General features: G+C 62.8%; 15 protein-coding genes. 4 read left to right on the top strand and 11 right to left on the bottom strand.

Annotated elements, in window-relative coordinates; translation table 11 throughout:
* Positions 1-48: 48 nt before the first annotated feature.
* From GV819_RS13645 to GV819_RS13630, 4 genes are all read right to left on the bottom strand, one after another.
* Positions 49-816 carry an EboA domain-containing protein gene (locus GV819_RS13645; RefSeq protein ID WP_161756605.1) on the bottom strand — a complete coding sequence of 256 codons (768 nt, stop codon included), beginning with the start codon at positions 814-816 and terminating at the stop codon, positions 49-51.
* Entirely contained in the window at positions 813-1,697 is an 885-nt protein-coding gene (locus GV819_RS13640) for a UbiA family prenyltransferase (protein ID WP_161756604.1), read from the bottom strand. The genes GV819_RS13645 and GV819_RS13640 overlap by 4 nt, the downstream gene beginning before the upstream one ends.
* On the bottom strand, positions 1,694-3,577 hold the full coding sequence (locus GV819_RS13635) for a 3-dehydroquinate synthase (protein ID WP_161756603.1): 1,884 nt from the start codon (positions 3,575-3,577) through the stop codon (positions 1,694-1,696). Before GV819_RS13635 ends, GV819_RS13640 begins: the two co-directional genes overlap by 4 nt.
* Positions 3,578-4,305: 728 nt before the next feature.
* Positions 4,306-4,872: a cysteine hydrolase family protein gene (locus GV819_RS13630; RefSeq protein ID WP_161756602.1), complete on the bottom strand. Its 567-nt coding sequence runs from the start codon at positions 4,870-4,872 to the stop codon at positions 4,306-4,308.
* A gap of 158 nt (positions 4,873-5,030) precedes the next feature.
* On the opposite strand from GV819_RS13630, the gene GV819_RS13625 reads away from it, so the two are divergent.
* On the top strand, positions 5,031-5,972 hold the full coding sequence (locus GV819_RS13625) for a GlxA family transcriptional regulator (RefSeq protein ID WP_178125998.1): 942 nt from the start codon (positions 5,031-5,033) through the stop codon (positions 5,970-5,972).
* A gap of 50 nt (positions 5,973-6,022) precedes the next feature.
* Here GV819_RS13625 and GV819_RS13620 read toward each other — a convergent pair whose 3' ends face one another.
* On the bottom strand, positions 6,023-10,306 hold the full coding sequence (locus GV819_RS13620) for a DEAD/DEAH box helicase (protein WP_161756600.1): 4,284 nt from the start codon (positions 10,304-10,306) through the stop codon (positions 6,023-6,025).
* 307 nt (positions 10,307-10,613) lie between these two features.
* On the opposite strand from GV819_RS13620, the gene GV819_RS13615 reads away from it, so the two are divergent.
* A complete protein-coding gene (locus GV819_RS13615; RefSeq protein ID WP_161756599.1) occupies positions 10,614-11,498 on the top strand; it encodes a sugar nucleotide-binding protein in 885 nt (294 codons plus the stop codon).
* Positions 11,491-12,420: an NAD-dependent epimerase/dehydratase family protein gene (locus GV819_RS13610; protein ID WP_161756598.1), complete on the top strand. Its 930-nt coding sequence runs from the start codon at positions 11,491-11,493 to the stop codon at positions 12,418-12,420. Before GV819_RS13615 ends, GV819_RS13610 begins: the two co-directional genes overlap by 8 nt.
* 59 nt (positions 12,421-12,479) lie before the next feature.
* Here GV819_RS13610 and GV819_RS13605 read toward each other — a convergent pair whose 3' ends face one another.
* From GV819_RS13605 to GV819_RS13585, 5 genes are all read right to left on the bottom strand, one after another.
* Positions 12,480-13,178, bottom strand: coding sequence for an OmpW/AlkL family protein (locus tag GV819_RS13605; protein ID WP_161756597.1), 699 nt, complete (start codon positions 13,176-13,178; stop codon positions 12,480-12,482).
* Positions 13,179-13,401: 223 nt separating this feature from the next.
* Positions 13,402-13,923, bottom strand: coding sequence for a DUF3299 domain-containing protein (locus GV819_RS13600; protein ID WP_178124867.1), 522 nt, complete (start codon positions 13,921-13,923; stop codon positions 13,402-13,404).
* Between the two features lie 25 nt (positions 13,924-13,948).
* On the bottom strand, positions 13,949-15,214 hold the full coding sequence (locus GV819_RS13595; RefSeq protein ID WP_161756595.1) for an ABC transporter permease: 1,266 nt from the start codon (positions 15,212-15,214) through the stop codon (positions 13,949-13,951).
* A gap of 1 nt (position 15,215) precedes the next feature.
* Positions 15,216-15,926: an ABC transporter ATP-binding protein gene (locus GV819_RS13590; protein WP_161756594.1), complete on the bottom strand. Its 711-nt coding sequence runs from the start codon at positions 15,924-15,926 to the stop codon at positions 15,216-15,218.
* A 64-nt stretch (positions 15,927-15,990) separates the two neighbouring features.
* Positions 15,991-16,602, bottom strand: a complete 612-nt coding sequence (locus GV819_RS13585; RefSeq protein WP_161756593.1) for a DUF2796 domain-containing protein — start codon at positions 16,600-16,602, stop codon at positions 15,991-15,993.
* A 135-nt stretch (positions 16,603-16,737) separates the two neighbouring features.
* Here GV819_RS13585 and GV819_RS13580 point away from each other — a divergent pair, with 135 nt between their 5' ends.
* Positions 16,738-17,079 (top strand): hypothetical protein, encoded by a 342-nt coding sequence (locus GV819_RS13580; protein WP_161756592.1) that lies wholly within the window; start codon positions 16,738-16,740, stop codon positions 17,077-17,079.
* A 92-nt stretch (positions 17,080-17,171) separates the two neighbouring features.
* Here GV819_RS13580 and trxA read toward each other — a convergent pair whose 3' ends face one another.
* A complete protein-coding gene (gene trxA / locus GV819_RS13575; RefSeq protein WP_161756591.1) occupies positions 17,172-18,044 on the bottom strand; it encodes a thioredoxin in 873 nt (290 codons plus the stop codon).
* Between the last annotated feature and the right edge of the window lie 58 nt (positions 18,045-18,102).

Here is an 18,102-nt window from a genome sequence, read left to right as displayed (position 1 = left end):
CCTGATGTGGCGGTAGAAAAACAGTGATGAGGTCCGGCCTGAGGTGGTTCAGGTGTCGCTCGCAAGATGTTCGAGCCAGTGCGGTGGCAGTCGTCGCTGCTGGCACAGCCCGCGCAGACGCTGGCGCTGGGCCTGGCTCAAGAGTTCGAAGGCGATGGCCTGGGGCAGCCCGTCGGAGACGGCGCGTTCGGCGGCCAATTGTTCTTCCATCAGGTCCAGCGCCAGCTGGTTGAGGTCGACACTGCGACGCTGGGCCAGGCCGTTGATCCGGCGGCTGTCCAGGCCCATGCCCAAGCTCTTGAGCACTAACTGATGGAATGCCCGGTCGTGGTAATGCTGAGCGGGGAAGGGGTTGTCCAGGGCGATGGCCGCGAACACTTCGCGGTTGTTGGTGCGTCCTGCCTGGAGCGCGAGATCCAGATTGAGGCCGGTTGTATCCAGGTCATCCAGGACCTTGAGCAGCACGCTTTTCTCCTGATCGTCGCCCCAGAGAAACAGCTGGCGCAGCAGGCCCAGCTGATCGGCGCCAGCCTGCTGTTCGAGGAGTTGCGCCAAGAGCAGCGCACGAGCCAGTTGGGTGCGGGTCCAGCCTTGGCTATTGGGCACCGGTTCGTCGCCGAGGTGGCGCTTGCACTGACTGCTGAGCAGCACCAGGGTATTGGCCGACGGCTGCCGGGCCAATTGCTCAAGGGCCTCCAGCCACCAGTGGCGGCGGTTGTCGTCGAGTTGCCCATCGAGTAGCCGGCGCCGCTGGGCAAAGGCTTCATGACGGATGGCTAGCGGGGGCGCGGTGGGGGAAATGACGTCCATGGTCATGTCGGCTTGATCCAGCGTTGAAGGTGGGGAAGCAGGAAAAACACCAGCACGCACAGCAGGCTGCCCAGGGGTTGATTGGCCAGGGCCAGTACCAAGGCATCGAACAGCGGCAGGGCGGCCAGGCCGGCACCGATGAAGGCGCGGATCTGCCGTTGTTGCGGGTTGGCCAGGTGGCGCCGGTAGTGCCAGCCCAACCAGCCGAGCCACAGCAACAGGACCAGCCAGAACACGCTGTTGTCGGCATAGGCTGCCAGGGCCAGGGGGCTGAGCATGAGCAGCAGCGGCAGGCGGCTGAGCAGTTGGTTGCGATGTTCCAGTCGGGCCAGATAGGTCAGGCCGGCGATGTAGGTACCCAGCAGCGCGGCGCACAGCCACAGGGGCTGCGGCGGCATGGCGAGGCTGGCGGCGGCGGTCAGGTACAGGGCCGAGCGGCAGCCGCCCATCAGCCAGACGCTGTGTGGGTAGTTTTTGTGCAGCAGGTTGTAGGCCAGGATAAACAGCAGCAACAAGCCGGCGCTGGCCAGCAGCCAGTGCGGCTGGGCGATCAAGTGACTGAGCCCCAGCACCGAGAGCATCGCCAGCAGCAACAGTGCGGCGGTGGCTAGGCTCACCTGGGTGCGACTGACCAGGCCGAGGACAATCGGGCGCGGGTTGTGGTGCTGCTGGTCCCAGTCGGCATCCAGCAGGTCGTTGAGCAGCATGCCTGCCAGGTACAGCGCCGACAGCGCCACCAGCAACAAGGTCCAGACCAGCGGTGAGGGCGGCGCCAGGGTGGTGGCGCTGCTGGCCAGCAGTGCGGCGGCCAGGGCATTGGTCCACACCGTCGGCAGGTTGGAGACCCGTCCCAGGGTTAGCCAGGTGGTCAGTGAGGAATGGCTCATTGCGCACAGCCCTCGCTCCAGGCGAAGTCCGGTCCGCCGAAACTGGCCAGGCGCAGCAGTGCCTGCTCCATCAGCGACAGGTCAATGTGGTGCACATCGATGGACTGGCCCACGCGGTTGAGCATCGGAATCGACAGCTGCCCTCCAAGATGCTGGCGGAACTCTTCCAGCCCCAGCAGGACCAGGGAGCGTCCCTGGTTATCCTTCAAGCTCAGTTCCGCGGGGCAGAGGTTGAAGCCGAGCTTGTCCAGCAGTTGCAGCAGGCGCTGGGTTTCGGTGTTGGAGAGCAGGCCGATGGCGTTGGCATAGAGCGCATCCAAAGCCATGCCCACCGCCACCGCCTCGCCATGGCGCAAGCGATGCTGGCTGAGGTTTTCCAACTTGTGGGCGGCCCAGTGCCCGTAGTCCAGGGGCCGGCCGTTGCCTCGCTCGAAGGGGTCGCCGGCCCCGGTGATATGGCCCAGATGCAGCTCGGCGCAGCGCCGGATAGCGTAGCGGCTGGCGCCGTGTTCGAAGCTGCCCAGGGCCTCGGCCTGCTGCTCCATCCACAGGAAGAAAGCCGCGTCCTTGATCACCGCGACTTTCACCGCCTCGGCCAGGCCGGCTATCTGGTCCCGATGCGACAGGCTGAGCAGCAACTGGAAGTCATTGATCACCGCCGTAGCCGGGTAGAAGGCTCCCAGCAGGTTCTTCTGGCCGAAGGCGTTGATGCCGTTTTTCACCCCGATACCGGCATCGTTCTGGGCCAGTACCGTAGTCGGGATACGGATCAGGCGCATGCCTCGGTGGAAAGTGGCGCAGGCGTAGCCCACGGCGTCCAGCACCGCACCGCCACCCACGGCCAGTACATAGCAATGGCGGTCCAGGCCATGCTCGAGCATGTGCGTATACAAGCGTTGGAGGACGGCCGGGGTTTTGCTCAACTCTCCCGCCGGTACCGCAATGGGTGCGGCTTGCAGGTGCAGGTCGGTGGCATGGGTGCTGAAATAGTCGCCGATCTGTTGCGGTAACTGTGGTGAGCACTGCAGCATTTGTTCATCGACAAACACCAGAACCGTGGTTCGTCCCTGGTGCTGCTGGGTGAGTTGTTGATGCAGGCAAGGATTGTCCGCCTGGAAGATGTGGTCGGTGAACAGCACCGGGTAGTGGTAGCTGACCTCGAAGCGGCCCTCCAGAGGGCGTGCCTGGTCGATCTCAGGCTGCGCGGTGCGGGTTCTCAGCAGGCTGCGGGCTCCCAGGAACAGCCCCGGCAGGACCATGCTGGCGAGAATGGTTGCCAGCAGGGCATCCTGTTCCACCAGTAAACTGCCGATGGCGGCGTAGGCCAGGGCCAGCCCGGCGTTGGCCAGGGTGGTGACCAGCAGGAACTGGCGCAATGGATAGCGCTGCATGCCGGCGGCCAGCACTGAGGTTTCTGCCAGCACCGGAACGCCACGCAGGCAAATCAGCGACAAGGTACTGAGGCGGTAGGCCATCTGCCCGGGTTGCCAGGTCCTGAGCCCCAGCCAACTGGACAGCAGGCGAAAGTAGCCAGCTCCCAGCCAATAGCCCAGGCAGGCCCCCAGGCACAGGCCGATGAAGATCACTAGATAGCCGCCGATCGCGCCCAGGGCCGCCACGGCCAGCAGGGCCACCAGGCTGGAGGGCACCGGCAACAGCACATCCAGCGCTAGCAAGGCCACCAGTAACAGGGCCAGGCTGGTACGTTGCAGTGGGTCGGTAGGAAGGAAACTGCCCAAGTGATGCAGCATCTGTTGGATCTGCTGTTCAAACAGCAGGAAGCTGGCGACCACCAGGGTCGAAAACAGCAATAACGAGAGCCAGTAGTTTTCAGCTGTACCTTTCAACGAGAAGGCACGAGGCAACGAGCTGCGCTTCATCAAGCGTCCCTCTTGATTGATATGACTAATTCCGTGTCAGTGTCAGCTGGTAAGGCAGGGATGGCGTTCGGTTATTGAGTTCCTCAACTGTTCTTATTGGTTTTCTAGCGGCTGAAGAGCACTTCAGTGGCGAGTAGCTATCAACTTAGCCAAGGCCGAGGGTTTTGCAAGTAAGCCGAATAAGCTGGCGTGCGAGGTGTTTTTGTGACGGGGTGAAAAAGTGCAGGAGGTGCGTACTCATTGCCTTGCAAGCCCCCTTGTAGATTGGGTTGGTAGCGCCTGGATTGGAGGCGTTAATGGCTAATGAATACGGAGGATTCAGGGGTTTTCTTGGATTCGCTATAGATGGTATGAGCTTTTGGTATATTAAATTTCAGTAACCATAGGAAGTAAGCGTGGGGATTGATAAGAGGCGAAGTTATGAGGTCGGAGGTGGGTGTTCTTATATTTCAAATCAGAATTTTAAATAATAAATCTACCGTTGATGGCTATTAGTCAGCTATTGAGTAGGCGATTTGTTAATCCGCTCATTTATTTGCTCGTTTCAACAGAGTTGTTAGATCCAGGAAGTAGCTGGAGGTGTCGACATTCAATAATAAGAATCATTCGTGTATTTGCTGGCTAAGTTGTTCTTTATCCAACCCTCAGCATTGTCAGTTTCATGCCGCAGGCAAGTTTCAGGCAGGTTGCCTGCACGTGTCAGGCAACCCATGGGTGCAGCCCTAGACTCAGATCGAAGTGGCTCGCTGCGCGGCGAGGAATTCCTCGCTGGACAGGACGCTGGCGTAGGCGAACGCCAGGGCCGCCATCACTGTGCTATGAACCTGTGCAGCCGGCACTCGCTGGCCATTGAACTCCAGGTCGAGGGTGGCACAGGCATCGTGGATCACCTTCACCGGATAGCCCAGGTCAGCAGCGGCCCGGGCGGTGCCTTCCACGCACATGTGGCTCATGTTGCCGACGATCACCAGTTCATCGATGCCCTGTTGCTGGAGGATCGCCTGCAGTTCGGTTTCCCGGAACGAATTGACGAAGTGCTTGAGCACCACGGGTTCGTCGGCGCGATTCAGCACCTTGGAGTGCAAGCGAGCCCCCTCGGAGCCTGGGGTGAAGAAGGGGGCGCTGTCGGAGGTGAATTCGTGACGAATGTGCACCACGGGTTGCGCCTGTTGGCGAAAGGCCTGAATCAGCCTGGCGGCGTTGTCTGCCGCGGCATCGACCCCGACCAGCGGCCACTTGCCGTTGGCGAAGTAGTCATTCTGGATATCGATTACGATGAGCGCCTGTTTGGCCATGGTATTGCCTCCTAGGGAGTGGTTGACGTGGGGCTCAGTATCGTTATCCCAGGTCTCTTCGAGGATTGGCCGCATCGACATTAACAGGGGGAAAACTGACAGTGGGCATTCAAGGCACCGTCGCCGAACTGGGCGTACTGCTGTATCCCGGGGTACAGATGGCCGCGGTACATGGTCTGACTGACCTGTTCGAAGTGGCCAATCGTGTTGCCAGTGAACAGCCTCTGGCGCAGTTGCCGCGGTTACGCGTCAGCCATTGGCAGGCGTCCGGCGAGCAAGCCCCGACGCGAATCTATGACAGTCTGGCAGACGCCTCCGAGGGCTTGCTGGCGGTGGTGATCCCGCCGTCACTGGCCGGTTTCTCCAGCAGTCAGTCATCCACCGCCCTGATGAATTGGTTGCGCCAGCAACATGCGGCCGGCGCCACCCTGGGCGGTGTCTGCGTGGGCTCGATCCTGTTGGCCGAAAGCGGCCTGCTTGATGGCCGCAGTGCTACCACCCATTGGACCTCTGCGAAGGCCTTCGCCGCGCGTTATCCACAGGTGCGGCTTGCGGCCGATCAACCCATCGTCGATGACGGTGACCTGATCACCACGGCCGGGCTGATGGCGTGGGCCGAGTTGGGCCTGCGCCTGGTGGACCGCTTGCTGGGGCCAAGCATCGCCAGTGCCACCGCACGTTTTCTGGTGATGGAACACAGCGACAGCGCCAGCCAGTGCGGCAGCAACTTCGCCCCGATCCTCAATCACGGCGATGGTGCGATTCTCAAGCTGCAGCACTGGCTGCAGGCCAATGGCGCAGTGGATGTATCACTGCCGGTGATGGCGCAACAGGCGGGGCTTGAAGAGCGCACCCTGTTGCGGCGTTTTCGCGCAGCCACTGGCCTCAAGCCAACCCAGTACTGCCAGCACCTGCGGGTGGGCAAGGCTCGGGAAATGCTCGAGTTCACCAACGGCACCATCGATCACATTGCCTGGACGGTGGGTTACCAGGACCCGGCGACCTTTCGCAGCCTGTTCAAGAAAATCACCGGCCTGGTCCCCAGTGAATACCGCAACCGTTTCGGCGTTTCTCCGGCGGCTGCCGGCCGGGCGCAGTAGTCCCGTCCCGTCCTTGGGCGGTGGCGAGAGCCAGGAATCAATGCATGGGCTTAGCGCTGTACCAGCTTGTTGCGCAGGGCCTGGGCGTCCTGTGCTTCCAGCTCGACCCAGAAGTGTTGGGCGCCGGCGATATCGGCGGCGGCCGGTAGACCGTCGCGATACACCAGGCGGTTGCCACTCAGCGCCGGCACCTTGGGGCCGGGCAACAGGGTGCCCGCCAGGTTCAGCGGGTCCACGCCGCAGACTGCGATCAGGCTGCCGTCATGGGGGCGGCGACGGACTTCGCGCAGCACTGGGATGGCTTCCGGCAAGGCGAATTGCTCACCGGCCAGGCCGCTGACAAAACGTCCGCCACGGATCTCGCCGCGCGCTTCCAGGCGATGGAAAGTGCGTAGCAGTTCGCGCCAGCTGGGCAGCCAATCTGCCTCGCGTTCCAGCAAGCGCCAGAAGACCACGCCGTAGCGCCGCAGCAGCGTCCTGGCCACATGCTCCAGAGTGGCCGCCGAGTCCTGGTTCGATGAACGACGCAGTAAAGCCCAGCGGCCGGCATCGTCCATGCCGCCGACAAAGGCTCCGCGTCCCCGTCGGCTGCTGCGGTTCTGGCGTTTGCTCGCCGGGGTGATCAAGGCCCGCAGCCCGGCGAAGCTGTCAGCGTTCACCTGTCCAGCGCCCACCAACTCTTGCAGCACGCTCTCCAGTTCGCTGCGCAGCAGATGAGTCTCATGCAGCAGCTCATCGAAAAACAGCGCGCCCTGCTGGCTCAGCACCGCGTGGACTTTCTGTGCCTTGGGTGACCGCTCATGGCTGGCGGTGGGGCAGGGCAAGCCACTCCAGAGTGCTATTTGGGCGCGTGGCAGCAATACGATCGGGGTACTGCGCAAAGCATTGCTGGTGGTCTTGCCGCTGTTGATGCGGCTCCAGGCCACTTTGCCGCTGCGGCACAACTCGTCCAGCCAATTTGCCGAGTAGTCCTTCAACCGTGACGGCAGCAAGTCGCTGTCCCAGGCTGCAGCGGCGGCCGGATAGCCTTCAAACTGCTGGACCACTTCGGCCAGCATGGCGCTGCCCTGACCTTGGGTGCGTGGGGACAGGTGCTGCCAGTCGAACAGAAACCGCATGAAGTCCTGCAGCGCCACGGGCTCGATCTCCCGACGCAGGCGTTTTACCGTGTAGCGATGAATCCGCGCCAGCAGGTGTCGTTCGCACCATTGTTCCTCCAGGCTGCCCGGGCTGAAACGGCCGCGCAGCACATAGCCCTCAGTCTCAAGCTGGACCAGGGCCTGGCTGACCTGTCCGTGAGGCAGCGCCAGGGGCGCGGCGATCTGGGCTAGGGTCAGGGGCGCAAAACCACTGAGTCGGGCGCGAATCACCTCCACCAGCGCAGGCTCCGTGTCCCAGGCTTGATCGAAACCGGGCACCGCTTGCAGTGCAGGCTGCAAGGAGGCCTGGGGGTACAGCGCGCACAGGCAGTTGATGCGCTCCAGCGCCAGCCACAAGCCACCCTCGGTCCCGGTCTGCAAGCGGCAGGCACGGCCATTTGCTGCCAGGGTTTGCAGCCACTGCGGCCAATGGGCATTGGCCTGGGCTTCCACCTCGCTGATACAGGCCAGGCTCATCAACGCCTCGTGCATCTCATCGCTATTGGCTGGGCTGGGCCAGGCCTCTTCGGCCACTGCAGCAATGGCGCCGGCATCCAGGGCACCGAGGTTGTCCGTGGCTTGCGGGTCGCTCCAGCGTCGGGCCAGTACCGCCTGGGTACGACGTTCCTCCAGGGGCGCATCGTCGAGAAAGGTGTAGGGCTTGGCGCTGAGAATCTCCGCCGCCAGCGGCGAGGGGGCCGGCAGGTCGCAGCTGAGCAGGCGCACCTGGCCCTGTTCCATGCGCCGCAGCAGGTTCAACCAGCCGTCGCTGTCCATGGCCTCGTGCAAGCAGTCATCGAGGGTTTGCTGCACCAGCGGGTGGTCGGGGATCTCGCGCTCGCCGGCGAGGTTTTCCAGGCAGGCGATCTGGTCAGGGAACACGCTGGCGATCAGGTCCTGGCTTTTCATCCGCTGGATCTGCGGTGCCACTTTGCGTCCGCTGCTGTAGCGCGGCAGGGCCAGGGCAACGCCGGCGTTCCAGCGCCAGCGCACGCCGAACAACGGGGCATCCAGCAGGGCTTGGATAAGGATGTGTTCGGCGCTGTTGCTGTGCAGGTAGTGCCAGACGTCGTCCAGAGCAAAGCTGTGGCTGGTGGACAGCGACAGGACAATCGCGTCTTCGCTGGCGGCGGCCTGCAATTCGAAATTGAAGGTGCGGCAGAAACGCTTGCGCAGGGCCAGGCCCCAAGCGCGGTTGATACGGCTGCCGAAGGGGCTGTGGAGCACCAGTTGGGTGCCGCCGGACTCGTCGAAGAAACGCTCCATGATCAGCGTGTCCTGGGACGGCAGTGCGCCCAGGGCCAGGCGCGCTGGGGCCAGGTAATCCACCAGTTGTTCGGCGCTGGAGCGGTTCAGGCCAAGCTCCCTGTGCAACCAGTCGATGGCGCCTTGCAGTTGGCCCGGGGTCGCGCCGAGCAGGGCGTCCAGTTGGGCCAGCAGACGCGCCACGGCGCTGGACAATTCGGCGCTGCGCCCCGGGGCCTCGCCGAGCCAGAAGGGAATGTTCGGCGGCTGGCCCTGGGCGTCCTCGACCCGCACCTTGCCAGTCTCCACCTGCAGGATGCGATAGGAGGTGTTGCCCAACTGGAACACGTCGCCGGCGATGCTCTCGACGGCGAAGTCTTCGTTGACGCTGCCGATGTTCAGGCCCTGGGGTTCCAGCAAAACGCTGTAGTCGGCGTTGTCGGGAATGGTCCCGCCGCTGGTGACCGCGGTCAGCTTTGCGCCCCGGCGCCCGCGTAGGATGCGGGTCAGGGCATCACGGTGCAGATAGGCGCTGCGCAGTCCCTGGCGGCCATTGAAACCTTCGGCGAGCATGTGCAGCAGGGCCTGATACTGCCCCTGGTCCAGGTCGGCATAAGGCGTGGCTCGGCGCAGCATTTCCAGCAATGCCGCTTCTGGCCATTCCTGACAGCTGACTTCGGCGACGATCTGCTGGGCCAGTACATCCAGTGGTGCGTGCGGGATCAGCAGGCTGTCGAGCTCTCCCCGGCGCACGCAGTCCAGCAGGGCCGCGCATTCGATCAGGTCGTCGCGGGTCAGTGCGAACAAGCGGCCTTTCGGCGTGCCGCCGACCTGGTGGCCGGAGCGGCCGACGCGTTGCAAAAAGGCCGAGATCGAGCGTGGCGAACCGATCTGGCACACCAGGTCGACATCGCCGATATCGATCCCCAGCTCCAGGGAGGCGGTGGCGATCAGTACTTGCAGGTCCCCGGCCTTGAGCCGTTGTTCGGCCTCCAGGCGCTGCTCCTTGGCCAGGCTGCCGTGGTGCGCGGCCACGGCCTGCTTGCCCAGGCGCTCGCTCAGGTGCCGGGCCAGCCGTTCGGCCAAGCGTCGGGTGTTGACGAATATCAGCGTAGTGCGGTGTTCCTGGGCGAGAGTGGCAAGGCGTTCATACACCCGCTCCCAGACGTCATTGGCCATCACTGCCGACAGCGGCACCGGCGGCACCTCGATGTCCAGGTCGCGGGGCCGGGCATGGCCGATATCGATGATTTCGCAGGGGCGTCCCTGACCCACCAGAAAGCGCGACACGGCATCGATGGGTTTCTGCGTGGCCGACAGGCCGATGCGCAGCAAGGGCTCTGAACATAAGGCTTGCAAACGCTCCAGGCTCAGGGCCAGGTGGCTGCCGCGCTTGCTCCCGGCCAGCGCGTGGATCTCGTCGACGATCACACTGCGTGTGCTGGACAGCATCTTGCGGCCGGAATCCGAACCCAGCAGCACATAGAGAGATTCCGGGGTGGTGACGAGGATCTGCGGCGCGCACTTGCGCATGGCGTTGCGGTCTTTCTGCGGGGTATCGCCGGTGCGCACTGCGGTGCGGATGCACAGCTGCGGCAAACCCATCAGGCGCAACTGCTCGGTGATGCCGGCCAACGGGTCTTGCAGGTTGATCTGGATATCGTTGCTCAGGGCCTTGAGCGGCGAGACGTACACCACCAGGGTTGCGTCCGGCAGTTGGCCGCCTTCGGCCAGGCCCTGGCGTACCAGGTCGTCGATCACCGCAAGAAAGGCGGTCAGGGTCTTGCCCGAACCGGTGGGCGCGGCGATCAGGGTCGAGTGGCGCTGGGCGATCAACGGCCAGGCGCGAGCCTGGGCCGTGGTCACGGAGGCAAAGGTGTGTTTGAACCAGGCGCTGACAGCGGGATGAAAACCGTCCAGTACCGGGTTCGTGGATTTGGCAAGGTTCATGGATGAATTTATGCGGCCGAGCACAACAACTTGCAAGCACCGCACCCGGTAGCCGCCGCTGCAGTCTGCGATGGGCCGTTCGGCCTGATAGGCGCTCTGAGGCCCTTGAAGGCCCAGCGGTCCTTATTGCCGCTTGCGGCAGAGGCTACAATCGGCGGGGATGGCACAAGGTCGCAGCGGTACTTTCTCAGTGACGGTTGCGCGACAAACCCGCAAAATGCAACGATTCTGGCAATTCTCGACGGTCGACCCCACGGGATCGACCGATCCAAACCATCGTTCTGAACAGATTGGGCCTGCTGACTTTATGCGAATGCGCCTTATGTTACTGGGCGGCGGAAATGCCCTTGGGCAGGCGCTGATTCGCCTGGGTGCGGAGGAAGACATCGGTTTCCTCGCCCCGCGTCCGCCGCAAGACGGCTGGGACGCTGCGAGCCTCACGCAACTGCTTGATGACACCCGCCCGGATGCCGTGATCAACCTGGCTTACTACTTCGACTGGTTTCAGGCGGAGACGGTGAGCGAGGAGCGCCTGAGCGGTCAGGAGCGGGCCGTCGAGCGTCTGGCAGAGCTTTGCCAGCATCACAACATCATTCTGCTGCAGCCTTCGAGCTATCGGGTATTCGACGGCTCTCGGGCTACTGCCTACAGCGAGAAAGACGAGCCGGTGCCCCTGGGGCTGCGCGGCCAGGCGCTGTGGCGGATCGAGCAGAGCGTTCGCGCGACCTGCCCGCAGCATGTGTTGCTGCGTTTCGGCTGGCTGCTGGATGACAGTGCCGAAGGTATTCTCGGGCGCTTCCTGACACGCGCCGAATCCCCGGGGGAATTGCTCATGGCGGATGACCGTCGGGGCAATCCGACCCCGGTGGATGACGCCGCGCGGGTGATTATCTCGGTGCTCAAGCAACTCGATTGCGCGGCGCCATTGTGGGGTACTTACCACTACGCAGGTCAGGAGGCGACCACGCCACTGGCCCTGGGGCAGGCGGTGCTCACTGAGGCGCGGCAATTGCACCCGCTGGCCATCGAGGCACCTACCGCCCAGGCCCATGCGGCCTGCGCCGATGCCGCCGAAGAACCACAGCACGCGGTGCTGGCCTGCAAGAAGATCCTTCACACCTTCGGGATCAAGCCGCGCGCCTGGCGCGCTGCGCTCCCGGCCTTACTGGATAGGTTTTATCGTCATGGCTGATGGCCCTGTATTGATCACCGGTGGTGCCGGTTTTATTGGTTCGCACCTGACTGATGCCTTGCTTGCCAAGGGATATACGGTGCGGGTGCTGGACGATTTGTCCACCGGCAAACCGAGCAACCTGCCACAGGATAATCCACGGGTGGAGTTGATCGAGGGCAATGTTGCCGACGCGGCCCTGGTGAGCCGAGCCATGCAGGGTTGTCAGGCTGTGGCGCACCTGGCGGCGGTGGCTTCGGTGCAGGCTTCGGTGGACGATCCTGTACAGACTCACCAGAGCAACTTCATCGGCACCCTCAATGTCTGCGAGGCCATGCGCGAGCACGGCATCAAGCGGGTATTGTTCGCCTCCAGCGCAGCGGTCTATGGCAACAACGGTGAAGGCGAGTCCATCGACGAGGACACCCCCAAGGCACCGTTGACGCCTTACGCGTCGGACAAGTTGGCGAGTGAGTATTATTTTGATTTCTACCGGCGCCAGCATGGATTGGAACCGGCGATTTTTCGTTTCTTCAACATCTTCGGCCCGCGCCAGGATCCGTCTTCGCCGTATTCCGGGGTCATCAGTATCTTCAGCGAGCGGGCTCTGCAAGGTCTGCCCATTACCGTATTCGGCGATGGCGAGCAGACCCGGGATTTCGTCTATGTCGGCGATCTGGTGGAGGTGTTGGTGCAGGCTCTTGAAGCGCCGCAACTGGAAGTCGGGGCGGTCAACGTCGGCCTGAACCAGGCCACCACGCTCAAGCAGATGCTCGCGGCGCTGGCCGAGGTGGTCGGTGAGCTGCCGCCTATCAGCTACGGTCCGGCCCGTGCCGGTGATATTCGCCATTCGCGGGCTGCCAACCAGCGGCTGCTGCAGCGCTTTACCTTCCCCAAGCCCACGCCGATGAGCATCGGGCTGGGCCGTTTGCTCGGGCGTTGAGGTTTATCGCGGACATGCAAAAGGCGCCTTGAGAGGCGCCTTTTTTGTCGCTGGCGGACTTAGAACTTGTAGCCCAGGCCAACCATGTAGACCATCGGATCGACGTCGACATTGACCTTGGCACGAGTGCCGGCGGCCAGTGCGTTGTTGTCCACATAAGCACGGGTATCGATATCGATGTAGCGTGCCTGGGCGTTGATCATGATGTTGTCGGTCAGCATGTAGTCGGCACCGATCTGCCAGGCCAGGCCCCAGGAGTTCTTGGCGCGGAAGTTGTCGAAACCTTCGGATTGGGCGCGGCTGCCGACGTGCTCGTCGTAGATCCAGGTGTAGTTGATACCGGCACCGACATAGGGTTGGAACGCCGACTTGTGATCCAGCGGGTAGTACACCACGCTCAGGGTCGGTGGCAGGTGCTTGAGGGTACCGAGCTTGCCGTTGGCCGGAGCCAGGGAAGTGTCGCGGATCTTCACGTCATGTTCGAACGGGGTCGCGGCCAGCAGTTCGATACCGATGTTGTTGGTCACCATGTAAGCAAAGTTCAAACCCAGCTGGGTGTCGCTGCTCATGGTCGCCTTGCCGCCCAGGTTGGCGCCGGCCAGCGGGCCGCTGTCGACCTTGACGTCGGAGCTGTTGGCTTTCGGATTGACGGTGATCGCACCGGCGCGAACGATGATGTCACCGGCTTCGTGGGCGTTGGCAAGCGGGGCGGCGAGTGCGAGCGCGATCAGGGAGGCGCTAAGCAGAGACTTGTGCATGGGAGCTCCAAAGGACGATTCAGATTGGCTATGTCCAATGGTAAGGATCGTCAAGTTGACTGCCTTGACTCAGCTCAATGAAATGGCAAACCCCGGATGCAGTGCTGAACTATTCTTTTGCCCCGCACTCTTTTGCTGTTCGTTTCCTTCGCTGGCAAGCCGGCTCCTACACATGCCTTGCTCAGTACCGGCTTGCCGCTGAAAAGATCGATGTGGTCCGCGCTTATTCCTGCAATTCGTAGACGTAGATCTTCTGCGCCGTCATCTGGTAACCGGCATCCGCCAGTTCACTGCTGGAGGGTTTGACCTGCATGTCGCCCTCGATCCAGTAGGGCTGGTACAGCTCATCGAGTTTCACTCCGACTTTGCTGGTGACATGGACGATCTGGTTCGACGGTGGTGGCGGCACGTGAATGCAGGCGCCGAAGTAAGGCACCAGCAGGAAGTCCGTGGTGCGGCCTTCCTCATTCACCTCAAGGGGCACGATGTAGCCCGGGAGGCGCACCGACTTGCCGTCGAGACTCTTCACCACCGGTGCATTGGGCAGATCCTGCTTGGCAGCAGGTGCCGATTCCGCGGACAACGCGTTGCTCATTTGCGACAGGTCGTGCAGGGGCTTCATGTCCGGTACTTCCGGTGGCGCATCCGCCGGGATCATTTCCGACCAGGTCAGGTCCTTGGGGGGCCCAGCCGCCCACAGCGGTGTGGCGATCAGCAGCGACAGGGCAAGCAGGGAGCGCAGCAGGCGTTGGGTCTTCATAAACCGTTGCTCATAAACGAATCGACAGGCCATCGGCCAGGGATTGCCGGTAGGCGCGCCAGGCCGGCACGCTGCCCATCAGCAGCGCGGCGATCAGGATACCGCCCAGCAGCGTCCACTCATACTGGCTGGGCCAGGACAGTGGCAGGTACAGGCCATAAGCCGACTGCACGTAGCCCTGGGCCAGGGCGATGCCCAGGTACAGGAGGCCCAGCCCGGCCAGGACCCCGAACAACGCCAGGGCAAATGCCTCCAGCACCAGCAGGGTTGCGATATGCCAGGGGCGTGCCCCCACCGAGCGCAGGATGGCCATCTCCCGGCGGCGTTCGTTGAGGCTGGTGAGGATCGCGGTGAGCATGCCGATCAGGCCGGTCAGGACCACAAACAACGAGACCACGAACAAGGCTTTCTCGGCGGTACCCATCAGGCTCCAGAGTTCCTGCAGGGCGACTCCGGGAAGGATCGCGAGCATTGGTTCGCCACGGAACTCGTTGATCTCCCGTTGCAGGGCAAAGGTCGAGATCTTGCTGTTGAGACCGAGCATGAACGCGGTGATCGCCTGGGGCGTCAGGTCCATGTTGCGTGCCTGGTCGGCGCTGATGCGCCCATCGCCACGGGCCGGCACGCCGTTGTGCCAGTCGATGTGGATCGCCTCCATGCCGCCGAGGCTGATGTGCAGGGTGCGGTCCACCGGCGTGCCGGTACGCTTGAGGATGCCGACCACGGTGAAGGGTTTGTCGTCGTGCTTGACCAGGCTGATGGCCGCTACGCCATGGGCCAGCACCAACTGGTCTCCCAGTTTGTAATGCAAGGCGTCGGCGACTTCGGCCCCCAGCACCACTTCAAAAGGGTCTGTGGCAAAAGCCCGACCTACGGCCAGTTGCAGATTCTGCTGATGGCCGTACTGGTAGTGCTGGAAGTAAGCGTCGGTGGTGCCCATGACCCGGTAGCCGCGATGGGAGTCGCCCAGGGAAATCGGGATTGCCCACTTCACTTTCGGGTTGTTGGCGAAGTGTTCGAAGCTGTCCCAGCGAATGTTGTTGGTGGCGTTGCCAATCCGAAACACCGAGTACAGCAGCAGGTTTACCGAGCCGGAGCGGGCACCGACGATCAGGTCGGTACCGCTGATGGTACTGGCGAAACTGGCCCGGGCCTCGGTGCGCACCCGCTCCACCGCCAGCAGCAGGCAGACCGAGAGGGCGATGGCGAAGGCCGTGAGAATGGCGGTGAAGCGGCGGTTAGCCAGGCTGGCCATGGCTAGACGGAACAGATACATCTCAGACCTCTGCGGGCATGGCGGCGCGATTGAGTTCGGCCAGCGACAGGTTGCGATCGAACAGCGGTGCCAGGCTCTGGTCGTGACTGACGAACAGCAGGCTGGCCCCGGCTTCGCGGCATTCGGCGAAGAGCAACTGGAGGAAGGCTTCCCGAGCGTCGTAGTCCAGCGCCGAGGTGGGTTCGTCGGCGATCACCAACTCGGGTTGACCGATCAAGGCCCTGGCCGCAGCGACTCGTTGCTGCTGGCCGATGGACAGCGAATCAGCGCGACGGCTGAGCAGGTCCGGATCTTTCAGGCCCAGGTGAGCCAGCAAGGTGGCGGCGGCCTGGTCGACGCTGCCGTGGCGCTGAGCTGCGCGGCTGGCCCGCAACTTGGAGAAGTGGCAGGGCAGCTCGACGTTTTCCCGTACCGAGAGAAATGGCAGCAGATTGAACTGCTGGAAGATGTAGCCGGTGTGATCCACACGAAAGCGGTCACGGGCCCCTGCGGACAGTTCGGTCAGCTCCTGGCCCAGCAGGCGGATGCTGCCGTGGTTGGGCTTTTGCACGCCGCCCAACAGGCCCAGCAGGGTGGTCTTGCCGCTGCCGCTGGGGCCTTTGAGAAATAGTGTTTCGCCGGCTTCCAGACGGAAGGCCGGGATGTCCAGCAACTGTGGATGACCGGGCCAGCTGAAGCCCAGTTCGGACAGTTCGATAAGTGCTTGGGTCATGTTGGGCCGATCATGAAATGAGTTTTGCAGCTGCGGCCGAAGGCGGCAGCTACAGGGGCAGCGGTCAGAACTTCAGAGTAGCGGCCTGGGCCGTGGCCTCGACGCCTTGCTGGCCACTTGGCGAAATAAGTTGTACCTGAATTTTCACGGTGGCGGGGAAGGTCTTGAAGATCTGGCTCAGGTCGAGGGTTTTCAGAACGTCCGGCTTGGCGCAGGTGAACTGGTAGTGGGCGTGGATCTCACTGTGTTCGTGGTGATGTTCATGGCCGTCGGCGGCTTTGGCATCTTCGCCGTGGTCATCATCGTCGTCGTGCTCATCGGCATCAGGCTTGTCGCCGAACAGCGGGCTTTGCAGTTCCTGCTTGGCGACTACGCAACCGGCCGCCTTGGGCAGGCTGAACAGTACCAGGGGTTGCTCCAGCTGAGCGCGGGCCGCTGCGACCTTGGCCTTGTCGGTATCGGTGCTGGGGGCGTGCTCGAAGCCCACCAGGTTCATCGCCGGGCTTTCCAGCTCCAGCTCCAGAGCCTGGCCATCGAGCACTGCGTTCAAGCGTCCGACACCATGTTCGTGAGCGCCGAGGCTGCCGTGCTCATGTTCGTGATCATGGACCTCGGCCGCCTGGGCAATGGCCAGCGGCAGCAGGGCAAACGGCAAGGCGAGTAGCAGACGACGCATGGCAAGTCTCCAGGGGCGAAGATGAAATAAATGTTATGTGATCTTATAACAATCGGTTGCGGAGTTTGCCCCTCCGCTTGGCGTTGTGCAAGACGCGTGGGAGCATGCTCGTCAGAAATATTCAGGAGCATAGCGATGTTGCGGATTCGTGGAAGCATCGGTGACTGGCCGGTGGACTTGACCCTGGAACTGGATGAGGGCGATTGGGCACAGCTGGGTGCGCAATTGCAGGCGGCGAAGCCTGAAAGCGTTGTGGCGGCGGCCAAGCCGGTGAATCAGGACGATGCCCTGTGGCAGATCACCAAGGACCTGCTGCGCAAGGCTGGGCAGCTCAGCGGGCCGGAACTGCTGGAACAATTGGAAGGGCTGACCGGCAGCGCGGCGGCGGGTAAGCGCCTGCTGGTGCGCCTGCGCCACTGCGCTGAGGTCAAGGTGGTGAGTGGCGCCGATACGCCGATCTACAGCTGGGTGCAATGACCCTGTAGGAGCCAGCTTGCTGGCGAAAGGGCTCTGTCTGTCAGAACGCATTCGCTGGCAAGCCAGCTCCTACACAAGCCAGCACATCCGGCTCAGTACAGCGCGGCGAACAGTTTACGGCGATACGCGGTCACCAGCGGGTGATCGTTGCCCAGCAAGTCGAAGACTTGCAGCAGGGTCTTGTGGGCGACCCCTTCGTTATAGCTGCGGTTGCGCATGAACAGCTTGAGCAGGGCTTCCAGCGCCGCTTCGTACTGCTGGCGGGCCAGTTGCTGGATTGCCAATTGATACGCCGCTTCGTCGTCCAGCGGATCCTTGGCCAGGCGGGTCTTGAGATCAGCGGCATCCGGTAAGTCGGCGGCCTGCTTGAGGAAAGTGATCTGCGCCTTGGCACCGGCCAGCGCGGCTTTGTGTTCATCGCTCTTGACGGCGTCGAGCACGGTCTGAGCTTCATCCAGTTCGCCGCGTTCGGCCAGGCAGCGAGCATAGAGGATCAGCGCCTTGGCGTTGCTGTTGTCTTCGCCCAGCAGCACTTTGAGGAGCGTTTCTGCGTCACTGATACGTCCGTCGTTGAACAAGGCTTCGGCCTGCTCCAGCGGATCGGCGGCGGGTGGTGGCGGCATCTGCACATGGGGTTCGAGCATGGCGCGCACTGCGGATTCCGGTTGTGCACCGGCAAAGCCGTCCACCGGTTGGCCGTCCTTGAACAGCACCACGGTAGGCAGGCTGCGGATACCGAAGCGGGCGACGATGTCCGGCTCGATGTCGCAGTTGACCTTGGCCAGCAGCAACTCACCCTGATAGCTCTCGGCAATCTGTTGCAGCATCGGCATCAAGGCTTTGCAGGGCGCACACCACTCGGCCCAGAAGTCCACCAGGACCGGCTTGTGGAAGGAGTTCTCGATGACCGACTGGTCGAAATCAGCGGTGCGGGCGTCGAAGATGTACGGCGTGTCCTGACTCATGGGGTATCTCGAATAAGCGGGAATGGGGCCACTATAAAGGGTGTGCGGGGGCAATCGC

Origin of the sequence: Pseudomonas sp. Fl5BN2 (assembly GCF_009908205.1) — a bacterium.
Lineage (GTDB): Bacteria > Pseudomonadota > Gammaproteobacteria > Pseudomonadales > Pseudomonadaceae > Aquipseudomonas.
This window is presented reverse-complemented; position numbering and strand designations above follow the sequence as displayed.

Excerpts from the sequence above, each read along its gene's own strand:
- GV819_RS13645 (WP_161756605.1), bottom strand. The coding sequence starts at position 816 with ATGACCATGGACGTCATTTCCCCCACCGCGCCCCCGCTAGCCATCCGT.
- GV819_RS13640 (WP_161756604.1), bottom strand. The coding sequence starts at position 1,697 with ATGAGCCATTCCTCACTGACCACCTGGCTAACCCTGGGACGGGTCTCC.
- GV819_RS13635 (WP_161756603.1), bottom strand. The coding sequence starts at position 3,577 with ATGAAGCGCAGCTCGTTGCCTCGTGCCTTCTCGTTGAAAGGTACAGCT.
- GV819_RS13630 (WP_161756602.1), bottom strand. The coding sequence starts at position 4,872 with ATGGCCAAACAGGCGCTCATCGTAATCGATATCCAGAATGACTACTTC.
- GV819_RS13625 (WP_178125998.1), top strand. The coding sequence starts at position 5,031 with ATGGCCGCGGTACATGGTCTGACTGACCTGTTCGAAGTGGCCAATCGT.
- GV819_RS13620 (WP_161756600.1), bottom strand. The coding sequence starts at position 10,306 with ATGAACCTTGCCAAATCCACGAACCCGGTACTGGACGGTTTTCATCCC.
- GV819_RS13615 (WP_161756599.1), top strand. The coding sequence starts at position 10,614 with ATGCGAATGCGCCTTATGTTACTGGGCGGCGGAAATGCCCTTGGGCAG.
- GV819_RS13610 (WP_161756598.1), top strand. The coding sequence starts at position 11,491 with ATGGCTGATGGCCCTGTATTGATCACCGGTGGTGCCGGTTTTATTGGT.
- GV819_RS13605 (WP_161756597.1), bottom strand. The coding sequence starts at position 13,178 with ATGCACAAGTCTCTGCTTAGCGCCTCCCTGATCGCGCTCGCACTCGCC.
- GV819_RS13595 (WP_161756595.1), bottom strand. The coding sequence starts at position 15,214 with ATGTATCTGTTCCGTCTAGCCATGGCCAGCCTGGCTAACCGCCGCTTC.
- GV819_RS13590 (WP_161756594.1), bottom strand. The coding sequence starts at position 15,926 with ATGACCCAAGCACTTATCGAACTGTCCGAACTGGGCTTCAGCTGGCCC.
- GV819_RS13585 (WP_161756593.1), bottom strand. The coding sequence starts at position 16,602 with ATGCGTCGTCTGCTACTCGCCTTGCCGTTTGCCCTGCTGCCGCTGGCC.
- GV819_RS13580 (WP_161756592.1), top strand. The coding sequence starts at position 16,738 with ATGTTGCGGATTCGTGGAAGCATCGGTGACTGGCCGGTGGACTTGACC.
- trxA (WP_161756591.1), bottom strand. The coding sequence starts at position 18,044 with ATGAGTCAGGACACGCCGTACATCTTCGACGCCCGCACCGCTGATTTC.